The 22,567-nt window shown below is 65.1% G+C and carries 19 protein-coding genes and 1 pseudogene; 4 read left to right on the top strand and 16 right to left on the bottom strand.

Annotated features, from left to right (window positions below):
• Position 1 precedes the first annotated feature (1 nt).
• A complete protein-coding gene (locus F2P45_RS22545) occupies positions 2–1,345 on the bottom strand; it encodes a sigma-54-dependent transcriptional regulator (protein WP_166880145.1) in 1,344 nt (447 codons plus the stop codon).
• On the bottom strand, positions 1,342–3,201 hold the full coding sequence (locus tag F2P45_RS22550) for a sensor histidine kinase (RefSeq protein WP_166880147.1): 1,860 nt from the start codon (positions 3,199–3,201) through the stop codon (positions 1,342–1,344). Before F2P45_RS22550 ends, F2P45_RS22545 begins: the two co-directional genes overlap by 4 nt.
• Positions 3,202–3,395: 194 nt before the next feature.
• On the opposite strand from F2P45_RS22550, the gene F2P45_RS22555 reads away from it, so the two are divergent.
• Together F2P45_RS22555 and F2P45_RS36355 are read left to right on the top strand one after the other, a co-directional pair.
• Entirely contained in the window at positions 3,396–3,974 is a 579-nt protein-coding gene (locus F2P45_RS22555) for a hypothetical protein (RefSeq protein ID WP_166880149.1), read from the top strand.
• 8 nt (positions 3,975–3,982) lie between these two features.
• Positions 3,983–4,837 carry a fatty acid desaturase gene (locus tag F2P45_RS36355; protein WP_229505233.1) on the top strand — a complete coding sequence of 285 codons (855 nt, stop codon included), beginning with the start codon at positions 3,983–3,985 and terminating at the stop codon, positions 4,835–4,837.
• 118 nt (positions 4,838–4,955) lie between these two features.
• Here F2P45_RS36355 and F2P45_RS36360 read toward each other — a convergent pair.
• The 11 genes and pseudogenes from F2P45_RS36360 to F2P45_RS22610 form a co-directional block, all read right to left on the bottom strand.
• Positions 4,956–5,504, bottom strand: a pseudogene (locus tag F2P45_RS36360) (HAD hydrolase-like protein); the annotation flags it as partial.
• Complete coding sequence (locus F2P45_RS22565; protein ID WP_166880151.1) at positions 5,497–6,984, bottom strand: aldehyde dehydrogenase; 1,488 nt, start codon at positions 6,982–6,984, stop codon at positions 5,497–5,499. The gene F2P45_RS22565 and the pseudogene F2P45_RS36360, both read right to left, overlap by 8 nt.
• 10 nt (positions 6,985–6,994) lie before the next feature.
• Entirely contained in the window at positions 6,995–8,383 is a 1,389-nt protein-coding gene (locus F2P45_RS22570) for a DUF3138 family protein (RefSeq protein ID WP_166880152.1), read from the bottom strand.
• Between the two features lie 76 nt (positions 8,384–8,459).
• Positions 8,460–9,323: an ABC transporter permease subunit gene (locus F2P45_RS22575; RefSeq protein WP_229505234.1), complete on the bottom strand. Its 864-nt coding sequence runs from the start codon at positions 9,321–9,323 to the stop codon at positions 8,460–8,462.
• Positions 9,320–10,225, bottom strand: coding sequence for an ABC transporter permease (locus F2P45_RS22580; protein ID WP_166880154.1), 906 nt, complete (start codon positions 10,223–10,225; stop codon positions 9,320–9,322). The genes F2P45_RS22575 and F2P45_RS22580 overlap by 4 nt, the downstream gene beginning before the upstream one ends.
• Before the next feature lie 7 nt (positions 10,226–10,232).
• Positions 10,233–11,366, bottom strand: coding sequence for an ABC transporter ATP-binding protein (locus F2P45_RS22585; protein ID WP_166880156.1), 1,134 nt, complete (start codon positions 11,364–11,366; stop codon positions 10,233–10,235).
• 79 nt (positions 11,367–11,445) lie between these two features.
• Positions 11,446–12,555 carry a polyamine ABC transporter substrate-binding protein gene (locus tag F2P45_RS22590; protein ID WP_166880157.1) on the bottom strand — a complete coding sequence of 370 codons (1,110 nt, stop codon included), beginning with the start codon at positions 12,553–12,555 and terminating at the stop codon, positions 11,446–11,448.
• A 23-nt stretch (positions 12,556–12,578) separates the two neighbouring features.
• Positions 12,579–14,012, bottom strand: coding sequence for an aspartate aminotransferase family protein (locus F2P45_RS22595; protein WP_370663296.1), 1,434 nt, complete (start codon positions 14,010–14,012; stop codon positions 12,579–12,581).
• A 72-nt stretch (positions 14,013–14,084) separates the two neighbouring features.
• The gene (locus tag F2P45_RS22600) at positions 14,085–15,455 is read right to left on the bottom strand and encodes a glutamine synthetase family protein (protein WP_166880160.1); all 1,371 of its coding nucleotides are present in this window, start codon (positions 15,453–15,455) and stop codon (positions 14,085–14,087) included.
• Between the two features lie 145 nt (positions 15,456–15,600).
• On the bottom strand, positions 15,601–16,356 hold the full coding sequence (locus F2P45_RS22605; RefSeq protein ID WP_166880161.1) for a gamma-glutamyl-gamma-aminobutyrate hydrolase family protein: 756 nt from the start codon (positions 16,354–16,356) through the stop codon (positions 15,601–15,603).
• A 219-nt stretch (positions 16,357–16,575) separates the two neighbouring features.
• A complete protein-coding gene (locus F2P45_RS22610) occupies positions 16,576–17,424 on the bottom strand; it encodes a hypothetical protein (protein WP_370663297.1) in 849 nt (282 codons plus the stop codon).
• A 213-nt stretch (positions 17,425–17,637) separates the two neighbouring features.
• Between F2P45_RS22610 and gabD the strand changes: the two genes are divergently transcribed.
• Positions 17,638–19,092: an NADP-dependent succinate-semialdehyde dehydrogenase gene (gene gabD, locus F2P45_RS22615; RefSeq protein ID WP_166880163.1), complete on the top strand. Its 1,455-nt coding sequence runs from the start codon at positions 17,638–17,640 to the stop codon at positions 19,090–19,092.
• Between the two features lie 24 nt (positions 19,093–19,116).
• On the opposite strand, the gene F2P45_RS22620 is transcribed toward gabD, so the two are convergent.
• Positions 19,117–19,485 (bottom strand): nucleotide pyrophosphohydrolase, encoded by a 369-nt coding sequence (locus F2P45_RS22620; protein ID WP_229505235.1) that lies wholly within the window; start codon positions 19,483–19,485, stop codon positions 19,117–19,119.
• Between the two features lie 225 nt (positions 19,486–19,710).
• Between F2P45_RS22620 and F2P45_RS22625 the strand changes: the two genes are divergently transcribed.
• Positions 19,711–20,553: a carbonic anhydrase gene (locus F2P45_RS22625; RefSeq protein WP_229505236.1), complete on the top strand. Its 843-nt coding sequence runs from the start codon at positions 19,711–19,713 to the stop codon at positions 20,551–20,553.
• An 89-nt stretch (positions 20,554–20,642) separates the two neighbouring features.
• On the opposite strand, the gene can is transcribed toward F2P45_RS22625, so the two are convergent.
• Both can and dnaJ read right to left on the bottom strand, forming a co-directional pair.
• Positions 20,643–21,302, bottom strand: a complete 660-nt coding sequence (gene can, locus F2P45_RS22630; protein ID WP_166880165.1) for a carbonate dehydratase — start codon at positions 21,300–21,302, stop codon at positions 20,643–20,645.
• Positions 21,303–21,388: 86 nt separating this feature from the next.
• Entirely contained in the window at positions 21,389–22,525 is a 1,137-nt protein-coding gene (gene dnaJ / locus F2P45_RS22635) for a molecular chaperone DnaJ (RefSeq protein WP_166880166.1), read from the bottom strand.
• Positions 22,526–22,567: the final 42 nt, after the last annotated feature.

Here is a 22,567-nt window from a genome sequence, read left to right on the forward strand (position 1 = left end):
GCTAGCGTAGTCCGTAGCGCTTCATCTTGTTCAACAGCCCCACCCGCGAAATACCCAGCTGTTTCGCGGCGTGGGTATGATTGTGCGACGTCTCGTCGAGCGCGGCGACGATCAGGCGCTTTTCCAGCGCCGCCACCTGCGCATCGAGCAAGCCATCGCCCTCCAGCACGACCGGCGCGGCCGCCTCTCCGCACGCCAGCGCCAGGTCGTCGACCGTGATCGTGTCGGCACTCCCCGCCAGCGCCGCCGCCGTCGACACCGAATGCTGCAGCTCGCGCACATTGCCCGGCCAGTTGCGCGACACTACCCACTCCAGCGCGTCCGGCGCGAGCCGCTTGGGCGGCGCCAGCCTGGCCGCCACCGCCTGCACGATCAGCGCCACATCCTCGGCCCGCTCGGCCAGCGCCGTGGTCCTGACCTGGATGCCCTTCAGGCGATAAAACAAATCGTCGCGAAACGATTTCTCTTCCACCATCGCCGCCAGGTCGCGGTTGGTGGCCGCCACCACGCGCACGTCGACCCGCGTTTCGCTGCGCGCCCCAACCGCGAAAAAACTCCCGGCCTGCAAAAAGCGCAGCAGCTTGACCTGCATCGACAACGGCATGTCGCCGATCTCGTCGAGGAACAAGGTGCCGCCGTTGGCCGCCGCGATCAAACCGATGCGGTCGCGGTCCGCTCCCGTGAAGCTGCCCTTGCAATGGCCGAACAATTCGCTCTCGAACAGCTCCGCCGGAATCGCCCCGCAATGCACCGCCACGAACGGCTTGGCGCTGCGCTTGCCGTTGGCATGCAGCGCGCGCGCCACCAGTTCCTTGCCGGTGCCGCTCGGCCCCGTGATCATCACCGGCACCTCGGTCGGCCCGATGCGGCGGATCAGCGCGCGCAGGTCGCGCAGGTCGGCGCTGATGCCGATCAGGCCCATGGTGGCGTCGCTTGGTTCGGCGCGGGCGCGCCAGTCGGCCAGCTCGCGCTCCAGGCGGCGCTTGGTCAGCGCGCGCTCGACCACCACGCGCAACAGGTCCGGGTCGAGCGGCTTGGGTAAAAAGTCCCAGGCGCCTGCGGCAATGGCGCGCAGGGCCAGTTCGCGGTCGGCGTGGCCGGTCATCACCACCACCGGCGCCGAAGCAAGGCCGGGCAGCAGCGCCAGCCCTTCGTCGGGACGGAACGATGGCGGCAGCGCCAGGTCGAGCAGCACCAGGTCGAAGGTGTGCTCGGCGCACAGCGCCAGCACCTGTTCGCTTGACGCCGCGACCTTGACGTCGTAGCCAAGGCTGGCCAGCCAGTTGCCGCACAGGCGCTGGAAGGCGGGTTCGTCGTCGACGAGAAGAATGCGTTCTTGGGTCACGGCATGCCTGGTAAAAGAAGTTCGAAGCAGCAGTTCCAGCCGGCCCGCTGGCCCAGCCTGACCGTGCCGCCGTGGGCCTCGACCAGGCGCCGCACGATGGCCAGCCCAAGGCCGGTACCGCCGGGACGGCGCGTGGTGAAGGGCTGGAACAAGTCGGCCGCAAGGTCGGCGGGCACGCCCGGGCCGTTGTCGCACACGCGCAGCAGCACGCGGCCGTCGGCCTGCGCTTCGGCGTCGACCAGGATGCGCGGGTCCGGGCGGCCGCGCAGCATGGCCATGGCGTTGCCAATCAGGTTGCCGAGAATTTGTTCGCCGCGCATCGGGTCGATGTGCAGGCACAGGGCCGCGTCGACATCGAGTTCGATGGCTTGCAGCGGATGGCCGGCCGCGACCCGCTGCACCAGTTCGGCCACCGCCACGCGCTGCGGGTTCAGGCGCACCTCGCCCGAATAACTGAGCAAGTCCTGGATCAGATGGTCGGCGCGCTCGATCTGGGCACGGATTTCGGCGCGCGTCTCGGGCGGCGACATGACCGCCGCCATGCTGATGATGTTGAGCGGGTTGCGCAATTCGTGCGCCACGGTCGCGGCCAGCCCGCCCAGTTCCAGCAGGTGCGCCTGCTTCAGACGCTCCTTTTCGTGCTCGGCGTAGCGCAGCAGCTGGTCCAGGCGCGCCGCAGCCGCCGCCAGCAGGGCGCCGAACACTTCGCCGACACGGGTCACGCTCGGCGTCGCGCCTTCCCACTCCATCAGGTCGGTGCGCCAGTGCGCCGCTTCGCCATCTTTCCTCGGACCGAGATGGCAGTGCAGGCCGGGCTTGCCGTCGCCGGCCGGCCTGGCGGCGCCCAGCACCACCCGCATCGGCTGCCGCAGGTGCGCGCCGAGGGTGGACGCGGCGATTTGTTCGAGATCGTGCCAGCTGCTGGCGCCGTCCAGGCGCACGCGCCAGTCGGCCAGCACGCCCGCTTCCAGGTGCGCGCCGGGGAAGACCAGCCGTTCGATGGCGCGCCGCGACGGCCCTTCCAGCACCAGCATCACGCCCAGCATGGCGGTGCCGAGCAGCCAGAGCTGCCACAGGGGCACCGCGGCGAGCGAGGCAAACCCGGTGCGCGCGGCCACGCTCAGGAGCAGGCTCGCGAGAGCCACCGTAATCGCCGTCAGTACCAGCCAGGCCAGCAGGCGGTTGGCCCACAGGTTCACCACCATCAGGTCGTAGCGCAGGATGCCGAACACCAGCAGCAACGCGTAGCCGGGCAGCAGGATCACGCTGTACGGGAAGATGTCGATCCCGAGCGAGGCATTGAGGAACATCAGCGAGGCGCCCGAGCCCCACACGCCGGCGAACCAGATCGCCAGGATCTTGCCGCGCTGTTTGGGTGCGGCCTTCGGCCACGCCGCCAGCAGCAGCAGGTAGGCCCAGATGCTGATCGAGGTGACGACGACGCCGGGTATCGCTCCCCAGACCGGGAAAAAGTAGTAGCGCTCGAAGCCCAGCCAGGGCGCCAGCATGCCCATGTCGAGTACCTGCACCAGCAGCAGGGTGGCGATGCCCAGCACGTAAATGCCCAGCATCTGGCGCGGGCGGTCGCGCTGCAGGAAGCGGAATACGAAGTGCAGGAAGAACACCGCGTTGATCGGACCGCAGTTGACCAGGCGCTTGCCCAGTGCGGCCACGCTGTCGCCGCCCAGGTGCATGCCCAGCTGCCCGAGCGCCCAGAAGCCGATACCAACGCAAAACAGCGCCAGCGGCTTGATGCCGCTCTGGTGCGGCGCCTTGGCCCACAGCCACGCCGCCAGTCCCAGGCTGATGCAGCCCTGGATCACGAGGGAAAAATAGTAAACGCGGTAGATGTCCATGCGGGCCGGGTGTAAGGCAGCTTGATAGTTGCAACGGGCTAACTATATAGCAAGTTGACAGCCCGTGCGTACTCATCGTTGATTTTCTGTTTAAAAACAGCAACTTAGAATCGCTTGACGGGTGGCATGCGGCTTGCGTATTGAAGAGTATGACGGCGCAAGCCGCAACGACCCGGCAAAGCCATCGACCCATCATGACAACACTGCAATTACTCCACATCGGCGCGCTGGTGCCACCGAAAATCATCTGGATGCGGGTCAACCGCGTGCTGGCATGGGCCTTGATCGTCTCGCCGCTGGCCCAGATAGCACTCGGCACCCCGTTCAAGCGAGGCCTGGCGCTCGACTTGGTGATCCTGCTGGCGCATGCGGCGCTGTCGCTGGCCTTGTTCGGCATGCCCAAAAACGCAGCGCGCCGCTTCAGCGTGGCGCTGCATGTCTTCGGTCAGCAGCCGGAGGACCTGAGCCCGCGCAACCAGTATCTGTTGAGCGGACACCGGGTCGGACTGACCTTGCTGTTCGTACTGCTGATCCTGGCGGCGCAGCATCTGCTCGACCTTCCCGGCCTTCTCGTTTACGTGGGACCAAATGTCCTGCTGCTGATGGTCGCTTGCTGGCCGCTGGTACGCATGCCGCTCACGCTGTTCGAGCACCTCTATCCCTCCATCGTGCAGGCGCTGCGGCGCTGGGGCATGCGCGGGCACGCGGACGACATCGCCGCCGTGATCGTCGGATTGTTCTTCTTGCTGTCTTCCATTAACCTGATCAGGTAGTCGCCATCATGTTTGCCTTTACCGCAGTAAGCAGCCCCTTCGTTTTTCCATCACTGACACGGCGCAACGCCGGCATGCCGCAACTGGGCACCTTCGACGACGACCTGCTGACGGTCGCCGCGTGGCAGCGCATCGTGCTCGCCGCCCTGCCCTTGCTGACGCTGGCCGCCTTCGGCGCGCTCTACGCGCACGGCGTGTACCTGGCGCTGCCGGTCGTGATGCTGATGCACTTTGTGGTGACGGTGGCCTACCTGCACGACGTGGCGCACGGCTCGGCGGGCCTGGACGCGCGCATCACCCACGTGGTGCTGTTCATCGTCAGCGTGCTGGTGCTGCAAAGCGGGCATGCGTTCCGCTACACCCACCTGCACCACCACGCGCACTGCCTGGAAGAAGACGACCTGGAAGGCGCACCGGCGCGCGCAAGCCTGCTCGGGGCGCTGCTGGCCGGCCCGCTGTACCTGCCGCGCCTGTGGCGCGAATCGTTGCGCAAGATCCGCCCGGCGCGCGAGCGCCGCTGGATGGCCGCCGAACTGGCCACCTCGCTGGCGCTGGTGCTATTGGCCCTGTGGCTGACGCGCTGGACTAACGGGCCGCTGGTGTACTGCGCCATGGCCTGGATCGGCGGCTGGTTCTATCCGCTGGCGACAGCGTACCTGCCGCACTACAAACCGGGCAGCAAGCCGCTCGAACAAGCGCGTACCATGCGCGGCGCGATCGTGCCGGCGCTGTTCATGAATCTGACCTACCACCTTGAGCATCACTTGTATCCGCAAGTGCCGACCCTGAACCTGCGGCGCCTGTCGCACCGGCTCGACCCGCATTTTGCTGCGCGCGGACTGCATCCGACCCAGGTGTACTGAGGATGTACCCGGCGCCCGACAAGATTGCCAGCATGGCCGCCACCGAGTCAAATTCTTCGGCCGGCCCATGCGCGCGCAATGCCTCGGCCGGCGCATAGCCCCACGCCACCGCCCCAAACGCCACGCCGGCCTTGGCCGATGCCTCGGCATCGGTGCCCTGGTCGCCAACGTACAGCGCGTCGGCCGCGCCGACCCGGCTTTGCCTGACCACCTTGCGGATGCGCGAGGCCTTGCCGAACACCGACATGCCGCATTCGAAGTGGGCAAACAGCGCGCTCAACTCCGGCCCCAGCACGCGGCGGACGTTGTGTTCCGAATTGGACGACACCACCGCCAGCATCACGCCGGCGCCGGCCAGCGCGCGCAAGGCCCCGGCCACGCCGTCGAACAGGGCGATGCTGGCCGCGTTCTCGCTCATCTTCGCGATGAAGCTTTTCGACACCATCGGCATTTTCCAGGCCGGCATGCCGATATGGCGCATGATCTCGCGCGTGCTCATGCCGCGCAGGTGCGCCACCTGGTCGCCTTCGATGCGGCGCAGGCCATGCTGGTCCGCCAGAGCGTTGTACACGCTCTGGAAGAACGGAAACGAGTCGGCCAGGGTGCCGTCGAAGTCGAAAATCGCCAGCCGGTACTTCAGGCGCGCGCTTGCGCTGCGCTCATCCAATCTGGATCCATGTGGTTTTCAGTTCGGTGTACTTGTCGAAGGCGTGCAGCGATTTATCGCGCCCGTTGCCCGATTGCTTGACCCCGCCGAACGGCACCGTGATGTCGTCGCCGTCGTACTGGTTCACGTGCACGGTGCCGGCGCGCAGGGCGCGCGCGGTCTTGATCGCCTTGTTCAGATTACCCGTCCACACCGCCGCCTGCAAGCCGTACTGGGTCGAATTGGCCTGGCGCACGGCGTCGTCGATGTCGGTAAAACTGAGCACCGACAGCACCGGCCCGAAAATCTCTTCGCGCGCGATGCTCATGGAACCGTCGACCTGGTCGAACAGGGTCGGCGCCACGTAAAAGCCGCCGGTATCAAGGCGCGCTGCCTCGCCGCCGGCCAGCAGCCTGGCGCCCGCTTCTTTGCCCTGTTCGATGTAGCCCATTACGGTGTTCATCTGGGCCGCGTCGACGATGGCGCCCATGATGGTGGCCTCGTCGAGCGGGTCGCCCGGCGCAAAACCGGGCACCAGCGCCAGCGCTTTTTCGAGGAAGGCGTCCTTGATCGACGCTTCCACGAACAGGCGCGACGGCGCGTTGCAGCTTTCGCCCTGGTTGAAGTAGATCGAACCGATCGCCGCGCTCACCGCCGCATCGAGGTCGGGACAGTCGGCGCAGACGATGTTGGCCGACTTGCCGCCCAATTCGGTCCAGGCGCGCTTGAGGTTAGATTGCCCGGCCATCTGCAGGATCTGCTTGCCCACTTTGGTGGACCCGGTAAAGCCGATGCAGTCCACATCCATGTGCAGCGCCAGCGCCGCCCCGGCCTCGATGCCATAGCCGGGAACGACGTTGAACACGCCCGCCGGCAGTCCGGCTTCGAGTGCGATGTCGGCCAGCCGCAGGGCGGTGAGGGGCGACTTTTCGGACGGTTTGAGGATCACGCTGTTGCCGGCGGCGAGCGCCGGGGCGATCTTCCAGGCGGCCATGATCAGCGGGTAGTTCCACGGCACGATGGCGGCCACCACGCCGACCGGCTCGCGCGTGATCAGGGCCAGGCTGTTCTCGCCGGTGGGTGCGATTTCATCGTAGACCTTGTCGATCGCTTCGCCGTACCAGCGGACGCAGTTGGCGGCGGCCGGCACGTCCACGCTCTGGCTGTACTTGATCGGCTTGCCCATGTCGAGCGTCTCGAGCAGCGCCAGTTCGTCGGCATGGGCCAGGATCAGGTCGGCGAATCGGATCATGATGCGCTTCCTCGCGGCCGGGGCCTGGCCGGCCCAGCGCCGGTCGTCGAAGGCGGCGCGCGCCGCCGCCACGGCCGCGTCGACATCGAGCCCGTCGCAGCGCGCCACCAGGCCAAGCTGGCGCCCGTCGACCGGCGAACGATTATCGAACTGCCGCTGCGCGCGCGCCCAAACGCGTTCGCCGCCGATGCATGCGCGTCCGTCGATGTCCAGGGCTGCCGCCCGTGCGTGCCATTGCGTGTTTCCCATGCCGTGCTCCCTAAAAGCTCACTACTGTCGATACGCCGATAACCTGATTGTCGCGGCGGTACTGTCCGTCCAATGTCCTGAATGTCCTGGCCGTGGCGTAGTCGTAGCGGTACTCGCCTTTCACGCTCACGCCCGGAACGAGCAGGTACTGCGTGCCCACCGACAGCGTGCCGCGATTGGCGCCGCGGGTGGGGTCGAGCACGAACCATTGTCCACCGCGCAAGACCATGCCGGGGCCGAAGCCGTTGCGCCCATCCGGGCAGTTGGCCGCAAAACCGGCCAGGTCCCTGCAACCGGGCGCCAGGGTCGCTCCCAACACCCCGCCGCCGCCCGTGCCGTTGAAGATGTAATCGAGGCGGGCGATGGCTTCGAGGCGCGGCATGACCTTGTACGACACCAGCGACGAGAAGCCATACCAGCGCTGCTGATCCGCGCCATACCGGTTGGCGGCGGTGGCCTGCTGGCGCCCATAGCTTAACTGACCCTGGATATTCAAGGCGCCACGCGTGTAAAAGCCGTCCACCTCCATCAGGTCCAGGCGCCCGACAGTATCGTCGTCGTCGAAGCCGGCATGGGTGCCGGACATGCCGAAGCCCGAAAATTCGCTCCTGGCGTAATCGACGCGGTAGAACACGCCGGGCGTGCGCTCGCCCCCATCGTTCACGCGGGCGCTGTTCATATTGCCGAACATGATCTTGCTGTCCCATTTGCCGCGCAACAGCTGCAGGCCGGTGCCCGTGTAGAAGTTGGCCGACGAAAAATCGAACAGCAGGTTGTGGGTCAGCAGCTTGTTCTGGGTCGAGGGAATGTATTCGTAGCCGCTCCAGTCGGGAATCTGGCCGAGCAACAGGCGGGTCGACTGATCGCCCAGCGGAATCGAGGCCGAGGCTTCGTGCACCAGGTTGCCGAAATTGTAGCCGGAGGCCGTGCTTTTGCTGGGCATGAGCGAGATTCTCAGCTTGCTGCCGCCTTCGAGCTCCTTGTCGAGATTGAGCATGGCGCTGCCGAAGGAGGTATTGTCGTAGCCGAAGCTCTCGCCGGAGCCGTTGATCGAGCTGTTATTGTTCAGGAAGACAAAGCTGGAGGTCCCGGCGTTGCGGTTGCGGATGTAGCTCGGGTCGATGTAGCCCGAGATCTTCAAGCCTTTCAGTCCACTGGTCTCCATGGCGTCGTCGGCGGCGTCGCTTTTCACGCGCAGGCGCGCCACTTCGGCCGAGGTGTCCGGCTCGGGCGCCCTGGCCTGGTCGGCCCGGTCGGCCTGGTCGATCATGGCTTCGAGCTTCTGCACATGCGCCTTGAGGGCGCCGAGTTCGGCCTTGAGTTGTTCGGTGCTCTGGGCTTGCGCGATGACGGGACAAGCTGCGGCGAATGCAATGACGGCGTTGCGGTAGTTGTGCATGAATCACTCCTCTCGGGCCAACGGTGGGGGTGGCGGGCACGCCGTGCCCGCCACCGTATGCAGCGGCCGAAGAGCGTCAGGACTTGACTGCGGCCGCCACCTGCTTCTGGCGCTGCCGCTCGGCGCGCGCCATCATGATGGCGGCGCCGATCACCCCGATCGACACCACCAGAATTGTCAACGCCGCCACCGCGTTCACGCGCGGGTCCAGCCCCAGGCGCGCGCGCGACATGATCACCAGCGGCATGGTCGTCGAGCCGGGACCGGACAGGAAGTTCGACAGCACCACATCGTCGAGCGAGAGCGTAAACGTGAGCAGCCAGGCCGAGGCCAGCGACTGCGTGATGTTCGGCAGCGTCACCAGGAAGAACACCTGGTACGGACGGCAGCCCAGGTCCATGGCCGCCTCTTCGAGCGAGCGGTTCATCTCGCGCAGGCGCGACTGCACCACCACGGCCGCATACGCCATGCCAAGCAGGGTGTGGCCGATCCAGATGGTGAACGCCCCGCGCTCGGGGAAGCCGAACATCTTCTGCACCGACACGAGCATCAGCAGCAGCGACAGGCCGATGATCACCTCGGGCATGACCAGCGGCGCGCTGACCATCCCGGAGAACACCAGGCGGCCCGGAAAGCGCTTGTAGCGGTTCAGGGCGAAGGCGGCCATGGTCCCCAACAGCACGGCGGCCGTGGCGCTGCACAAGGCGATTTTGAGCGACAGCACGAAGCCGCTGACCAGTTCCGCGTCCTTGAACAGTTCCGGGTACCACTGGGTCGAAAAGCCGCTCCACACCATGTCCTGGCGCGAGCTGTTAAACGAAAACACGACCAGCACCAGCAGCGGCAGGTACAGGAACAGGTAGCCCATCGAGAGCCAGCCGCGCCCGAACCAGCGGGCCAGGGTCATCTTGTTGATTCGCGTGTTCGTTCGCGTATTCATGCGCGGCCCTCCGCTTCCTGTTCGTCCTTGTACTTGTTGAAGATGGCCATCGGCACCAGGATCAGCGCGATCGCCACCACCGCCAGCGCGGAGGCGCGCGGCCAGTCGGTGTTCACAAAAAATTCGTCCCACAGCAGGCGCCCGATCATCAAGGTCTCGGGGCCGCCGAGCAGCTCGGGAATGACGAATTCGCCCACCGCCGGAATGAACACCAGCATGGCGCCGGCGATGATGCCGGACTTCGAGAGCGGCACGGTGACGCGCCAGAACGCCTGCCAGGGCGTGGCGCCCAGGTCGGCCGCCGCTTCCAGGTAGCGCACGTCCATCTTGACCAGGTTGGCGTACAGCGGCAGGATCATGAAGGGCAGGTAGGCGTAGAACATCCCCAGCACCAGGGCGAACGAGGTGTTCATCATTTTCAGCGGTTCATCGATCGCGCCGAGCCACAGCAGCAGGTTGTTGAGCAGGCCCTGGTTGGCCAGGATGCCTTTCCAGGCGTAGATGCGCAGCAGGAAGGAGGTCCAGAACGGCAGCATCACCATCATCAGGAGCACCGTGCGCCAGGCCGGATTGGCGCGCGCCATGAAGTAGGCGAACGGGTAGCCGGTGACCAGGCACAGGACCATGGTCAGGGCGGCGTAGCCGAGCGAGCGCATGAACGTCCACAGGTAGGTGGAGTCCTCGGTCAGGGCGACGTAGTTGACCACCTTGGCCTTGATGTTCAACACCCCGTCGCTGAAGGTGACCAGGGGGCCGAACGGGCTGCCGGTGTCGTCGAGTTCCGCAAAACTCATGCGCAGCACGATCAGGAAGGGAATCAGGAAGGCGATGCCCAGCCAGACCAGCGGCACGCCGATGACGAAGCGGCGGCCGGCGGACGATTGACGAAAAGGCTTGATCATGGCCGCCTCAATTGGTCAGGACCACGATGTCGCTGCCGTCCCACCACGCGACCACATGCTGGCCGCGTTCCATGCGCGCCTCTTCATGGCGCGCGGCGTTGGTGCGCGCCACCTTGAGGATGCCGCCTTGCGCCATGCGCACCTGGTAATGGGTCTCGTTGCCGAAGTAGGAGACGTTGACGATCTCGCCGGACACGCAGTTGTAGCCGTCTTCGGCGGCCGAAGCGCGCTGCGCCACGCCGGGCAGCTCGCGCTGGAGGGCGATTTTTTCGGGCCGCACCGCCACCGTCACCGGCATGTTGTTGGTGCCGCTGATGCCGTGGCTGACGTAGTGGCGGCATTCGGATGTCTCGACGATGACGTGGTCGGGCTGGTCGACCCGCACATGGCCGTTGAACATGTTGGCGGTGCCGATGAAGTCGGCCACGAAGCGGCAGTTGGGGGTTTCGTAGATGTCGCCGGGCGCGCCCACCTGCAAAATGCGCCCTTCGCTCATGACGGCGATGCGGGTGGCCATGCTCATGGCTTCATCCTGGTCGTGGGTGACCATCACGCAGGTCACGCCAACCTGCTCGATGATGTTCACCAGTTCCATCTGGGTCTGTTCGCGCAGTTTTTTGTCGAGCGCGCCGAGCGGCTCGTCGAGCAGCAGCAACTGCGGCCGCTTGGCCAGGCTGCGCGCCAGCGCCACGCGCTGCTGCTGCCCGCCCGAGAGCTGGTGCGGCTTGCGTTTGGCGTAGGCGCCCAGCTGCACCAGCGCCAGCATCTGGTCGACCCGTTCGGCGATGGCGGCCTTGGGCAGGCCGTCGCGGCGCAGGCCGAAAGCCACGTTGTCCCACACCGTCAGGTGCGGGAACAGCGCGTACGACTGGAACATCATGTTGACCGGGCGCTCGTAGGGCGGCACGCCGACCAGGTCCTGGCCGGCCAGTTCGATGGCGCCGGCGGTCGGGGTCTCGAAGCCGGCCAGCATGCGCAGCAGGGTCGACTTGCCGCAGCCGGAGCTGCCCAGCAGCGCGAAGATCTCGCCCTTGTCGATGGCGAGCGAAATGTCGTTCACGGCGCGCACGCCGTCGAATGCCTTGACGAGGTTGCGGATCAGGAGAAAGGGCTGCGAGCTTGCGGGTTGTGCAATCGTCATAGGGATGATGAAAGATAAGGCAAAGCCGCAATTTTATCGGACATACGCGGGTGTGCATGCAAAATGATGAGATGCCGGCTTACATTCCAGTCTTAAAGCGGGTAAAGACACGCGTCATGGTGCGGCGCGCATCGGCGCTCAGGGGCTCGGGCACCACCATGCGCTGCTTGTCGGCATCAAGCAGGTAGACCGTGCGGTTGCCGGCGATCTCGGGCCGCACCATGGGCGTGGCGGCCTTGTTCGGATTGGCGTAGAAGACCTTGTTGGTCAGGGTCGCGTGCACCTCGGGGCGCAAGATATAGTTGATCCACAGGTGGGCATTGCCCGGATGCGGGGCGTCGGCCGGAATCGCCATGGTGTCGAACATCAATGTGGCCGTCTTCGGCACCAGCGCCACGATATTGTGGCCGTTCTTGTTGTCGATGGCGCGCTGGCGCGCGATGTTGATGTCGCCCGACCAGCCGAGCGAGACGCACAGCGCGCCGTTGGCCAGGTCGTTGATGTAGCCGGAGGAGCTGAACAGGGTCACCGCCGGCCGGATCGCTTGCAGCATGCGGCCGGCGTCCTGGTAGTCGGCGCTGTTCTTCGAGTAGGCCGGTTTGCCGATGTAGAGCAGCGCGGCGGGCAGCACTTCGGACGGCGAGTCCAGAAAGGAGATGCCGCACGAGGTCAGCTTGCTGGCGTAGCGCGGGTCGAACACCAGGTCCCACACATTGGCGGGCATGGGCAAGGACCCGAGCGCCGCCTTGACCTTGTCGACGTTGATGCCGAGCGTGGTGTAGCCCCACAGCCAGACCACCAGGTGCTTGTTGTCCGGGTCGACCCGTTTGAGCAGATCCTGCAAGGTCGGATCGAGGTTGGACAGGTAAGGCAGGCTGGCCTTGTCGAGGGGGCGCAGCAGGCCGCCGTCGATCTGCAGGCGCGCCCAGTGGGCGGTGGGGACCACGATGTCGTAGCCGGTTTTGCCGGCGCTGAGCTTGGCGTGCAGGACCTCGTTGCTGTCGAAGACATCGTAGCGAACCTTGATGCCGGTTTCTTTTTCGAAGTTGCGGACCGTGTCTTCGGCGATGTAGTCGGACCAGTTGTAGATGTTGAGGACTTTCTCTTCCGGCGGGGCGGCGAGCGCCACGCCGGCGGCGGCCGCGAGGCCGAGGATGAAGCTGTATGCGATGCGGCGTATCGTCTTCATCCTGCCTCCGGCTCAACCTTGGTTCAAGTTACCCAGCCCCGCTTCTGCAAGTCGATCAGGGTGGCCTCGAGGCAGTACCTGATCTTGAAGATCATTTCGTCGATCTGGGCACGCGTCATCACCAGCGGCGGTGCGATGATCATCCGTTCGCCCACGGCGCGCATGATGATCCCGTTGGCGAACATGTAGCCGCGGCAGATCATGCCCACGCCCTGCCCGGGATCGAAGTACTCGCAGTCGTGCACCGTGCCGGCCTTCTTGCGCACCAGGTTCAGCCCCGCCACGAAACCGCAGGTGTCGGCGTAGCCCACCAGCGGATGGTCCATCAGCGCTTCGAACTTCTCTTTCAGGTACGGGCCGGTGTCGTGCGCCACCTGCTGCACCAGGCGTTCGTCGATCAGGATGCGGATGTTCTCCAGCGCCGCCGCACAGGCCACCGGATGGCCCGAATACGTGAAACCGTGATTGAAGTCGCCGCCTTCGTGAATCAGCACGTCCGCCACCCTGTCACCGACCAGCACGCCACCAAGAGGAACATAGCCCGAGGTCACACCCTTCGCGAATGTAATCAGATCAGGTTTGATCTGCATCAACTCGGAGCCAAACCATGTACCAAGACGGCCAAAACCGCAAATGACTTCGTCGGCGATCAGCAGCACGCCGTACTTGTCGCAGATGCGGCCGATCTCGGGCCAGTAGGTGGCCGGGGGGATGATCACGCCGCCGGCGCCCTGCACCGGTTCGCCGATAAAGGCGGCCACCTTGTCGGCGCCAACCTCGAGGATCTTGGTCTCGAGCCAGCCGGCGGCCACGATGCCGAATTCGTCGGGGCTCATGCCGCAGCCGTTTTCCAGGTAGTTCGGCTGGCCGATATGCTCGATCCCCGGGATCATGCCGCCCTGCTCGTGCATGCCCGCCATGCCACCCAGCGCCGCGCCGGCCACGGTACTGCCGTGGTAGGCGTTGTAGCGGCTGATGATGGTGTGGCGCTGCGGCTGGCCTTTCAGGTCCCAGTAGCGGCGCACCATGCGCAGGTTGGTGTCGTTCGCTTCCGAGCCGGAACCGGTGAAGAACACATGGTTGAACTGGGGCGGCGAAATCTCCACCAGCAGCGCGGCCAGGCGCGTGGCCGGCACGTTGGTGGTGTTGAAGAAGCTGTTATAGAAGGGCAGCGTCTGCATCTGGCGGTAGACCGCGTCCGAGATGCTGGTGCGGCCGTAGCCGACATTCACGCACCACAGGCCCGACATGCCGTCGAGGATCTTGTTGCCCTCGGAATCCCACAGGTAGATGCCGTCGCCGCGCACCATCACGCGCGCACCGCGTTCGCCCAGCGCCTTGTGGTCGGTGAAGGGATGCATGTAGTGCGCCGAGTCCTGGCGCTGGATGTCGGCGGTGTCGTAGACGTCGTGCGTGGCGGCCTTGACCGACGCGACCAGCGCGGCGCTCGGGACCATGGGATTGGCTGTCATGATTGAACCTCGCTTATCGTTATTGTTATCGTTATTGTTGCTGGTGCTGCGCGACGCTTACACGTGCAGCAGCAGGTGCTCGCGTTCCCACGGACTGATGACGGTCATGAATTCCTGGTGTTCCAGGTCCTTGATGGCCGCGTACACGTCGATGAAGCGCTCGCCCAGCACCGTGCGCAGCTTGTCCTCGGCGCGCAGCAGGTGCAGCGCTTCGGGCAGGCCTTGCGGCAGCTCGAACGGCATTTCGTAGGCGCTGCCGTTCATCATCGGAGTCGGCTCCAACTGCTCGGTCATGCCGAGGTAGCCGCAGGCCAGGGTGACCGCCAGCGCAAGGTAGGGATTGGCGTCGGCGCCGATGATGCGGTTTTCCACGCGCCGGTCCTGCACGCCCGATTCGGGCACGCGGAAGCCCACCGTGCGGTTGTCCAGGCCCCACTGGATATTGATCGGGGCGGCGGTGTGGCGCACGATGCGGCGGTACGAATTGACGTACGGCGCGACGATCGCCATGGCCGACGGCATGTAGCGCTGCAGGCCGCCGATGTACTGCTTGAACAGGGGCGAGGCCGAGCCGTCTTCGCTGCTGAAGATATTCAGGCCGGTCCTGGTATCGACCACGCTCTGGTGCACGTGCATGGCCGAACCGGGTTCGCCCGCCATCGGCTTGGCCATGAAGGTGGCGTACATGTCGTGCTTGAGCGCCGCTTCGCGCAGGGTGCGCTTGAAGAAGAACACCTTGTCGGCCAGACCCAGCGGATCGCCGTGCAGGAAGTTGATTTCCATCTGGCCGGCGCCGATCTCGTGGATCAGGGTGTCGACGTCGAGATTCATCAGTTCGCAGTAATCGTAGATGTCCTCGAACAGCGGATCGAATTCGTTGACGGCGTCGATGCTGTAGACCTGGCGGCTGGTTTCGGCGCGGCCGCTGCGGCCGATCGGCGGTTTCAGCGGCAGGTCCGGGTCGATGTTCTTGGCGGTCAGGTAGAACTCGAGTTCGGGCGCGACCACCGGCTTCCAGCCCTTGTCGGCATACAGCTTCAGGACGCGGCGCAGCACCGTGCGCGGTGCGAAGTCGACCAGTTTACCGTCGGCGAAATAGCAGTCGTGGATCACCTGCGCGGTCGGGTCGACCGCCCACGGCACCATGGTGATGGTGGTCGGATCGGCCTTCAGGATCATGTCGCGGTCGGTGGCCGAGATGGCGCGGTCGTAGGCTTCGTCGTCGATCGGATAGTTGCCGGTCACGGTCATGCCCAGCACCGCCTCGGGGATGCGCATGCCGCGCTCCTGCGTGAATTTGCCGCGCGGGAGGATCTTGCCGCGCGCGACGCCGGTCAAGTCGGGAATCAGGCATTCGATTTCGGTGACCCGTTTCTCGTTGAGCCACAGGTCCATGTCGGTGTAGGTGAAGTTTTCGCGAATTGCCATGATGTTCTCTCTGTAGTTTGCGCTCTAATTTGCTCATGCGCGCGCAAGCACATGCCGCGCGCGGTGTGTGGAACCGAGGATGGCAAGCGGCGCTACGGCACGCAGCAGAGGGCCCACTTTTCGTAGCGGCTGGCGCTGCGCGTGTTCATGCGCGCCCCGCCTGGAAAGCGCGGCAAGCCTGGCCGAAGGCGCCGAACATGGCCATCGAGGCCGGATTGTCGAGAATTTGCCACTCGGGATGCCACTGCACGGCCAGGGTAAAGCCGGGCGCGGACGGCACCGAAAACGCTTCCACCAGGCCGTCCTGCGAGAGCGCTTCGATGGCGATGCCGGGCGCGAGCCGGTCGATGCCCTGCCCGTGCAGCGAATTGACGGCGATGCGTTCAAGCCCGCCGAGCATGCGCTGGAAGGCGCCGCCGGGGGTGACGCTCACATCGTGGGCCGGGCCGTACTGGTCTTCGATGGAGGCGCCGGGGTCTTCGCGGTGGTCCATCTTGCCTTCGACTTCCTGCAGCGCCTGGTACAGGCTGCCGCCGAGGGCCACGTTCATCTCCTGGAAACCGCGGCACACCGCGATGATGGGGATGCCGCGCTCCAGGGCGGCGCGGATCAGCGGCAAGGTGGTGGCGTCGCGCGCACGGTCCTGCGGCAGGCTCGGGTCGCGCACGTCCTGGTCGTAGTAGCTGGGATGCACGTTCGAGGCCGAGCCGGTCAGCATGATGCCGTCGCACACGGACAGGGACGCCTCCAGGTCGAGCGCGGCGCCGAGCGCGGGCAGGACCATGGGAGCGCAGTCGGCGCCGAGGACGACGGCGTCGACATATTTGAGCTGCGCGGCGTGATACGGATGAGGTCCGATCTGGCGCGTGCAGGCGGGAACGAGGACGATAGGACGGCGCATGATTGTCGGTATAGGAACGAATGACGCACTCGGTTCATCATAATGGCTTATCGGCCTGATGGCGAGTGCTGCTTGATCCATCTCAAATGGACAACATAGGTTTGGCGCAGATCAATGCGCCTGACCACAGTTAGAGCTTACCGGCAAGTTGTCAAACATGCCAACACGAACCGCCACCAGCCATAAGTTGCCCTACGAAAACTAGCTTCTCAATTGAGGTCAGAGCCCGGTGGAGCGGCGTTGGCGGCGCCGCCGGCCCCGTACGCCCACCAGCGCCAGCCCGGCCAGCAGCATGCCGCACACGCCCAGCCCCTGATGGCAGCCGCTGGCGGCAATCTGTCCCAGGTCGTTGATCGCGCCGGCATCGGTCAAATGCCAGCCGGACGCCGGGTCGATCAGGCTGTTCAGATTGAACACCGCTCCGCCCTCCCACAGCACCGCCTCGTTGATGTCCCAGCCCTGGTAGGACAGCCCCACCACCTGGCCCGCATTGTTCATGCCGCGCGCCGCGCTGTCCATGCCGGACAAGGCGCCTAGGTCGCTCATCACGCCGTTCACGTACAAAAAGGCGCGGTCGCCCGCTTGCCCGCCCAGCGCAGAGCTGCCGGCGACGTGCCCGGCGCTGTTGATGCCGTCGGCGTTGCTCGACTTGCCGCCCAGCGTGCCCAGGTCGGACACGCCGCCGCCGCGCGTGAAGCGGGCGGCGTGGAATTCCAGGCAGTCGCACGGAATCGCGCCGACCGCCGTGCCGGCGTTGTTGATGGCGGAGGCGGCGCTGTCCCTGAGCGCCCACGGCGTCAGGTCGGCCACCGTGGCGCCGCTGAACAGGACGGCGTGGCTGATGCCGTCGAGCGTGCGCGATTCGCCCACGATCTGGCGCGCCTCGTTGATCGCCTGCACGCGCGTGTACTGGCCGCCCAGGCTGCCCAGCTGCATCGCGCGGCCGTCGGCGAACAGATAGCCGCGCCACTCCTGGCCGGTCACATAGGTGCCGCCCACCACGTCGCCGCGGTTGTTGATGCCGGTCGCTTCGACATAGTCGAACTGGCCGGCCAGGATGGTGGTGATGCTGTAGCGCGGCGCAGGGGCGGCCGGGCTTGTGCCGTCACAGAAGTTCCCCGCAAAATGCGGATCGCCTGCGCGCGCTCAAGACGGCAGCAGGCAAATGTTGCTTGGTAGCAAGCATCACGCCCCGCGCGCGCGGCTGGCCGGCAACCAGTTGCGAAAAACGCTAAGATGATTTCCCGGCCACGCGCCAAGCCTGATCAAGAAAGCCCTGCCATGTTGAATCTGAAAGACCCTGCGCTGCTGCGGCAGCAATGTTTTATCGACGGCGAATGGTGCGATGCGAGCGATGCGGCCACCATCACGGTGACCAATCCGGCCACCGGCGAGACGCTCGGCACCGTGCCGCGCATGGGCAAGGATGAGGCCGCGCGCGCGATTACCGCCGCCAACGCTGCCTGGCCGGCCTGGCGCAAGAAGAGCGCGCGCGAACGCAGCGTGATTCTGCGCACATGGAACGACCTGATGATCGAGAACGCCGACGACCTGGCCCTGATCATGACCGCCGAACAAGGCAAGCCGCTGACCGAATCGAAAGGCGAGATCGCCTACGCCGCCGCCTTCATCGAGTGGTTCGCCGAGGAAGGCAAGCGGATCGAGGGCGACACCCTGCAATCGCCCTGGCCCGACCGGCGCCTGGTGGTGACCAAGGAGCCGATCGGCGTGTGCGCGGCGATTACGCCGTGGAATTTTCCAGCGGCGATGATCACGCGCAAGGTCGGCCCGGCGCTGGCGGCCGGCTGCCCGATGGTGGTCAAGCCGGCCGAGCTGACCCCGTTCTCGGCGCTGGCGCTGGCCGAACTGGCCGAGCGCGCCGGCGTGCCGAAGGGCGTGTTCAGCGTCATCACGGGCGACTCGAAGGCGATCGGCGCCGAAATGACCGGCAATCCGCTGGTGCGCAAACTGACCTTCACCGGCTCGACCCAGGTCGGCCGCGTGCTGATGGAGCAATGCGCGCCGACCATCAAAAAGCTCTCGCTGGAACTGGGCGGCAACGCGCCCTTCATCGTGTTCGACGACGCCGACCTTGATGCGGCGGTCGAAGGCGCGATCGCGTCCAAGTACCGCAACGCCGGCCAGACCTGCGTGTGCGCCAACCGCCTGTACGTGCAGGATGGCGTGTACGAGCGCTTCGCCGAAAAACTGGTGGCGGCGGTGGCCAAGCTGAAGGTCGGCAACGGCCAGGACGTGGGCGTAACGCAAGGCCCGCTGATCGAAGAAAAGGCCGTGCTCAAGGTCGAGGAGCACATCGCCGACGCGCTCGCGAAAGGCGCGCGCCTGCTCACCGGCGGCAAGCGCCACGCGCTCGGCCACAGCTTTTTCGAGCCGACCGTGCTGGCCGACGTGACGTCCGGGATGCAGGTGGCCACCGAAGAAACCTTCGGCCCGCTCGCGCCGCTGTTCCGCTTCGATACCGAGGACGATGTCATCGCCATGGCCAACGATACCGAATTCGGGCTGGCGGCGTACTTTTACTCGCGCGATATCGGGCGCGTGTGGCGCGTGGCCGATGCCCTGGAAACCGGCATGGTGGGCGTCAACACCGGCCTGATCTCGACCGAAGTGGCGCCGTTCGGCGGCGTCAAGCAGTCGGGACTGGGCCGCGAAGGCTCGCGCTACGGCATCGACGACTATCTGGTGATCAAGTACATCTGCATGGGCGGGCTGTAAGGCTTGCGCAAGGCTCCCGCCGGCTCAGTCCGGCGGGTATTCGTGGTATTTGCGGGCATCGCCGCGCACCTTGTCGGCCGGGTATTTGGCCCGGTTGAGCACCATCTTTTCCTGCACCGCCGCACCCAGGTCGACGTCGAGCTGGTCCGCCAGCAGCACCAGGTAGACCAGCACGTCGGCCATTTCGTGTCGCACCTGGGCAAGCTTCTCCGCGCCCAGTTCTTCCTGCGTGCCCGTCTTGAGCCACTGGAAATGTTCCAGCAGCTCGGCCGCTTCCACCGACAGCGCCGACGATAAATTCTTGGGCGTGTGGAACTGGCCCCAGTCGCGCTCCTCGACGAACGCGCGCGCCAGGGTGCGAATGGTGTCCAGCTGATTAATTTCCTGATTCAAATTTTTACTCCATTCGTATTTTCCACACTTGGGCCAACGGGGCCGCGCCAGCATGTGTGTTGCGTCTTTGCAGCAAGTACGCGCTTCCTTGTATTTACTTGTGATAGGACAAGATATTATTGCCGGACAGAGCGAGCGCCACGACGCGTCCCTGTGCAGTTGTGCGGCCATGCCCCCGCCGCGACGCCACTCCATACGGTACCCCATTCGATCAAAGGAACTCACATGTTTTTACGTATGACCGTCGTTTCGCTGGCGCTGGCCGCCATCCTGCCACTGTCGGCGCAAGCCCAGGCGCCGGCCGAGGCGCAAGCCCCTGCCCCGGCAGCGGCGCCAGCGGCGCCAGCGGCGCCTGCCGCACCCGCCGCGCACGGCGCCCACGCCAAGCATGAGTGGACATATTCCGGCAAGACCGGGCCGAAGCGCTGGGGCGGCATCAAGTCCGATTATGTTGTCTGCAAGACCGGTCACGCGCAGTCGCCAATCGATATCCGCACCAACGCGACCAGCAAGTCCACGCTCGATCCGATCGTGTTCGAATACCAGCCATCGCCGCTGAAAATCATCGATAACGGGCACACGGTACAGGTCAATTATGCGCCGGGCAGCGGGATGTCGATCGGCGGCGTGCGCCATGAATTGCTGCAATTCCATTTCCATACGCCGAGCGAAGAGCGCATCAACGGCAAGCAGTATCCGCTCGGACTGCACCTGGTGCACAAGAATGCGGACAACAAGCTGGCCGTGGTCGCGCTGTTGTTCAAGCTGGGCAAGGAAAACCCGGCGCTGACGAATATCTTCAACAATCTGCCGAAGGAAGCCGAAGTCGAGCAAGCGGTCGATGGCGTGAGCATCGACATGATGGGGATTTTGCCGCCGACCCAGGGTTACTACAACTTCCCGGGCTCGCTGACCACGCCGCCGTGCAGCGAAGAAGCGAACTGGTTCGTGCTGAAAACGCCGGTCGACATATCGAAGGCGCAGCTGGCCCAGCTCCACAAGCTGTACAAGCACAATGCGCGTCCGGTGCAGCACCTGAACGGGCGTGTGATCAAGGAAAGCAACTAAGTCAGGCCTGAACACCGCAGCAATGCAAGGAAAAATCTTCCGTCCGCATGGCGCCGGACGCGGCGCATGCCGCCCCGGCGCCAGCATGTTTACTCCTGATATTCCAGCAAGCGCGCCGCCAGTTTCGGCGCCAGTTCATCGGCGCCGCTGACGCTCATTCCCAAGTCGCGCAGCAAGCCGTCGTGCAGGCCGTAGACCCAGCCATGCACCGTCAGCGGCTGGCCGCGTTCCCAGGCATCCTGCACCACCGTGGTCTGCGCCGTGTTGACCACCTGCTCGGTCACGTTCAGCTCGCACAAGCGGTCCGCACGGGCGCGCGACGGCAACACATCGCCCAGGTATTTTTCGTGCTTTTGCTGCACATCCTGCACATGGCGCAGCCAGTTGTCGGCCAGTCCCACGCGCTTGTTGATCATGGCCGCGTGCACGCCCGAGCAGCCGTAGTGCCCGCAAATGATGACGTGCTTGACCTTGAGCACGTCGATGGCGAACTGCAACACCGTCAGGCAGTTCAAGTCCGAATGCACGACCACGTTGGCGATATTGCGATGGACGAACAACTCGCCCGGCGCCAGTCCCAGCAGCTCATTGGCCGGCACGCGGCTGTCGGAACAGCCGATCCACAGATACTCCGGCGACTGCTGGGCGGTCAGGGCCTTGAAGAAATTCTCATCCCTGGCCACCATCGCCGCGGCCCAGTCGCGGTTGCGTTTGAAGAGCGCATCGATATCGTATTGTGCTTGAGTCATATCAGTCCTGTGTGTTCGAAAAAAAACCGCTGACAGGCCCGAGGGCCAACTCAGCGGTTGGATGAATATGCGTGCCTAGGCCCGCCTTATTCGAAAAAATCTTTCACCTTGTCCATCCAGCCCTTGCTCTGCGGGCTGTGCTTGCCGCCGCCTTCGACCGTCAGGCGTTCGAATTCGCGCAGCAGGTCTTTTTGCTTGTCGGTCAGCTTGACCGGCGTTTCGACCGCCACGTGGCAGAACAGGTCGCCCGGATAGCCGGAACGCATGCCCTTGATGCCCTTCGCTTTCAGGCGGAACGTGCGGCCCGATTGCGTGCCTTCAGGAATCGTGAACGAGACCTTGCCGGACAGGGTCGGCACTTCGATGTCGCCGCCCAGGGTTGCCTTGACGAACGAGATCGGCATTTCGCAATGCAGGTCGTCGCCTTCGCGATTGAACACGGAGTGCGGCTTGACCCGCACTTCGATCAACAGGTCGCCCGGCGGCCCGCCGTTGGTGCCCGGTTGGCCGAGCCCCTTGTAACGGATGCTGACGCCGCTTTCGATACCGGCCGGAATACTCACTTCCTGGATCTTCTGGCGCTTGATCATGCCTTCGCCGCCGCACGGCGCGCACGGCTCGGCAATGATCTTGCCGCTGCCCTGGCAGCGCGAGCAGGTTTGCTGGATGCTGAAGAAGCCTTGCTGCACGCGCGTCTGGCCGTGACCGCCGCACTGGGTGCAGGTGACCGGCGAGGTGCCCGGCTTGGCGCCGCTGCCGTGGCAGGTTTCGCACTTGTCCCAGCTAGGGATGCGCAATTCCTGGGTGTGGCCGTGCGCCGCCTGCTCGAGCGTGATCTCGAAGCCCATGCGCATGTCGGCGCCGCGGTACACCTGCGGGCCGGAGCTGCGCCCGCGGCCGCCACCGCCGAAAATGTCGCCGAAAATATCGCCGAAGCTGTCCGGGAAACCGCCGGCGCCGCCGAAACCACCGCCACCGCCGCCGCCACCCATGTTCGGATCGACACCGGCGTGACCATAACGGTCGTACGCTTCGCGCTTCTCCGGATTGGTCAGCATTTCGTACGCTTCTTTGACTTCCTTGAACTTCTCTTCCGATTCCTTACTGTCCGGATTGCGGTCCGGATGGTATTTCATCGCAAGCTTGCGATACGACTTCTTGATTTCTTCTTCAGAAGCATTCTTGGCGACCCCGAGGATCTGGTAAAAATCACGCTTTGCCATTTGTCGGCACCTTGCTGTCTAGCTACTACGCTACTGTTTATG

This window comes from Massilia mucilaginosa, from assembly GCF_011682145.1.
GTDB classification, from domain to species: Bacteria; Pseudomonadota; Gammaproteobacteria; order Burkholderiales; family Burkholderiaceae_D; genus Telluria_A; species Telluria_A mucilaginosa.

What these genes read in the sequence shown, in the direction of transcription:
- F2P45_RS22550 (WP_166880147.1), bottom strand. Translation starts at nt 3,201, where the DNA reads ATGGACATCTACCGCGTTTACTATTTTTCCCTCGTGATCCAGGGCTGC.
- F2P45_RS22555 (WP_166880149.1), top strand. Translation starts at nt 3,396, where the DNA reads ATGACAACACTGCAATTACTCCACATCGGCGCGCTGGTGCCACCGAAA.
- F2P45_RS36355 (WP_229505233.1), top strand. Translation starts at nt 3,983, where the DNA reads ATGTTTGCCTTTACCGCAGTAAGCAGCCCCTTCGTTTTTCCATCACTG.
- F2P45_RS22565 (WP_166880151.1), bottom strand. Translation starts at nt 6,984, where the DNA reads ATGGGAAACACGCAATGGCACGCACGGGCGGCAGCCCTGGACATCGAC.
- F2P45_RS22570 (WP_166880152.1), bottom strand. Translation starts at nt 8,383, where the DNA reads ATGCACAACTACCGCAACGCCGTCATTGCATTCGCCGCAGCTTGTCCC.
- F2P45_RS22575 (WP_229505234.1), bottom strand. Translation starts at nt 9,323, where the DNA reads ATGAATACGCGAACGAACACGCGAATCAACAAGATGACCCTGGCCCGC.
- F2P45_RS22580 (WP_166880154.1), bottom strand. Translation starts at nt 10,225, where the DNA reads ATGATCAAGCCTTTTCGTCAATCGTCCGCCGGCCGCCGCTTCGTCATC.
- F2P45_RS22585 (WP_166880156.1), bottom strand. Translation starts at nt 11,366, where the DNA reads ATGACGATTGCACAACCCGCAAGCTCGCAGCCCTTTCTCCTGATCCGC.
- F2P45_RS22590 (WP_166880157.1), bottom strand. Translation starts at nt 12,555, where the DNA reads ATGAAGACGATACGCCGCATCGCATACAGCTTCATCCTCGGCCTCGCG.
- F2P45_RS22595 (WP_370663296.1), bottom strand. Translation starts at nt 14,012, where the DNA reads ATGGTCCCGAGCGCCGCGCTGGTCGCGTCGGTCAAGGCCGCCACGCAC.
- F2P45_RS22600 (WP_166880160.1), bottom strand. Translation starts at nt 15,455, where the DNA reads ATGGCAATTCGCGAAAACTTCACCTACACCGACATGGACCTGTGGCTC.
- F2P45_RS22605 (WP_166880161.1), bottom strand. Translation starts at nt 16,356, where the DNA reads ATGCGCCGTCCTATCGTCCTCGTTCCCGCCTGCACGCGCCAGATCGGA.
- gabD (WP_166880163.1), top strand. Translation starts at nt 17,638, where the DNA reads ATGTTGAATCTGAAAGACCCTGCGCTGCTGCGGCAGCAATGTTTTATC.
- F2P45_RS22625 (WP_229505236.1), top strand. Translation starts at nt 19,711, where the DNA reads ATGTTTTTACGTATGACCGTCGTTTCGCTGGCGCTGGCCGCCATCCTG.
- can (WP_166880165.1), bottom strand. Translation starts at nt 21,302, where the DNA reads ATGACTCAAGCACAATACGATATCGATGCGCTCTTCAAACGCAACCGC.
- dnaJ (WP_166880166.1), bottom strand. Translation starts at nt 22,525, where the DNA reads ATGGCAAAGCGTGATTTTTACCAGATCCTCGGGGTCGCCAAGAATGCT.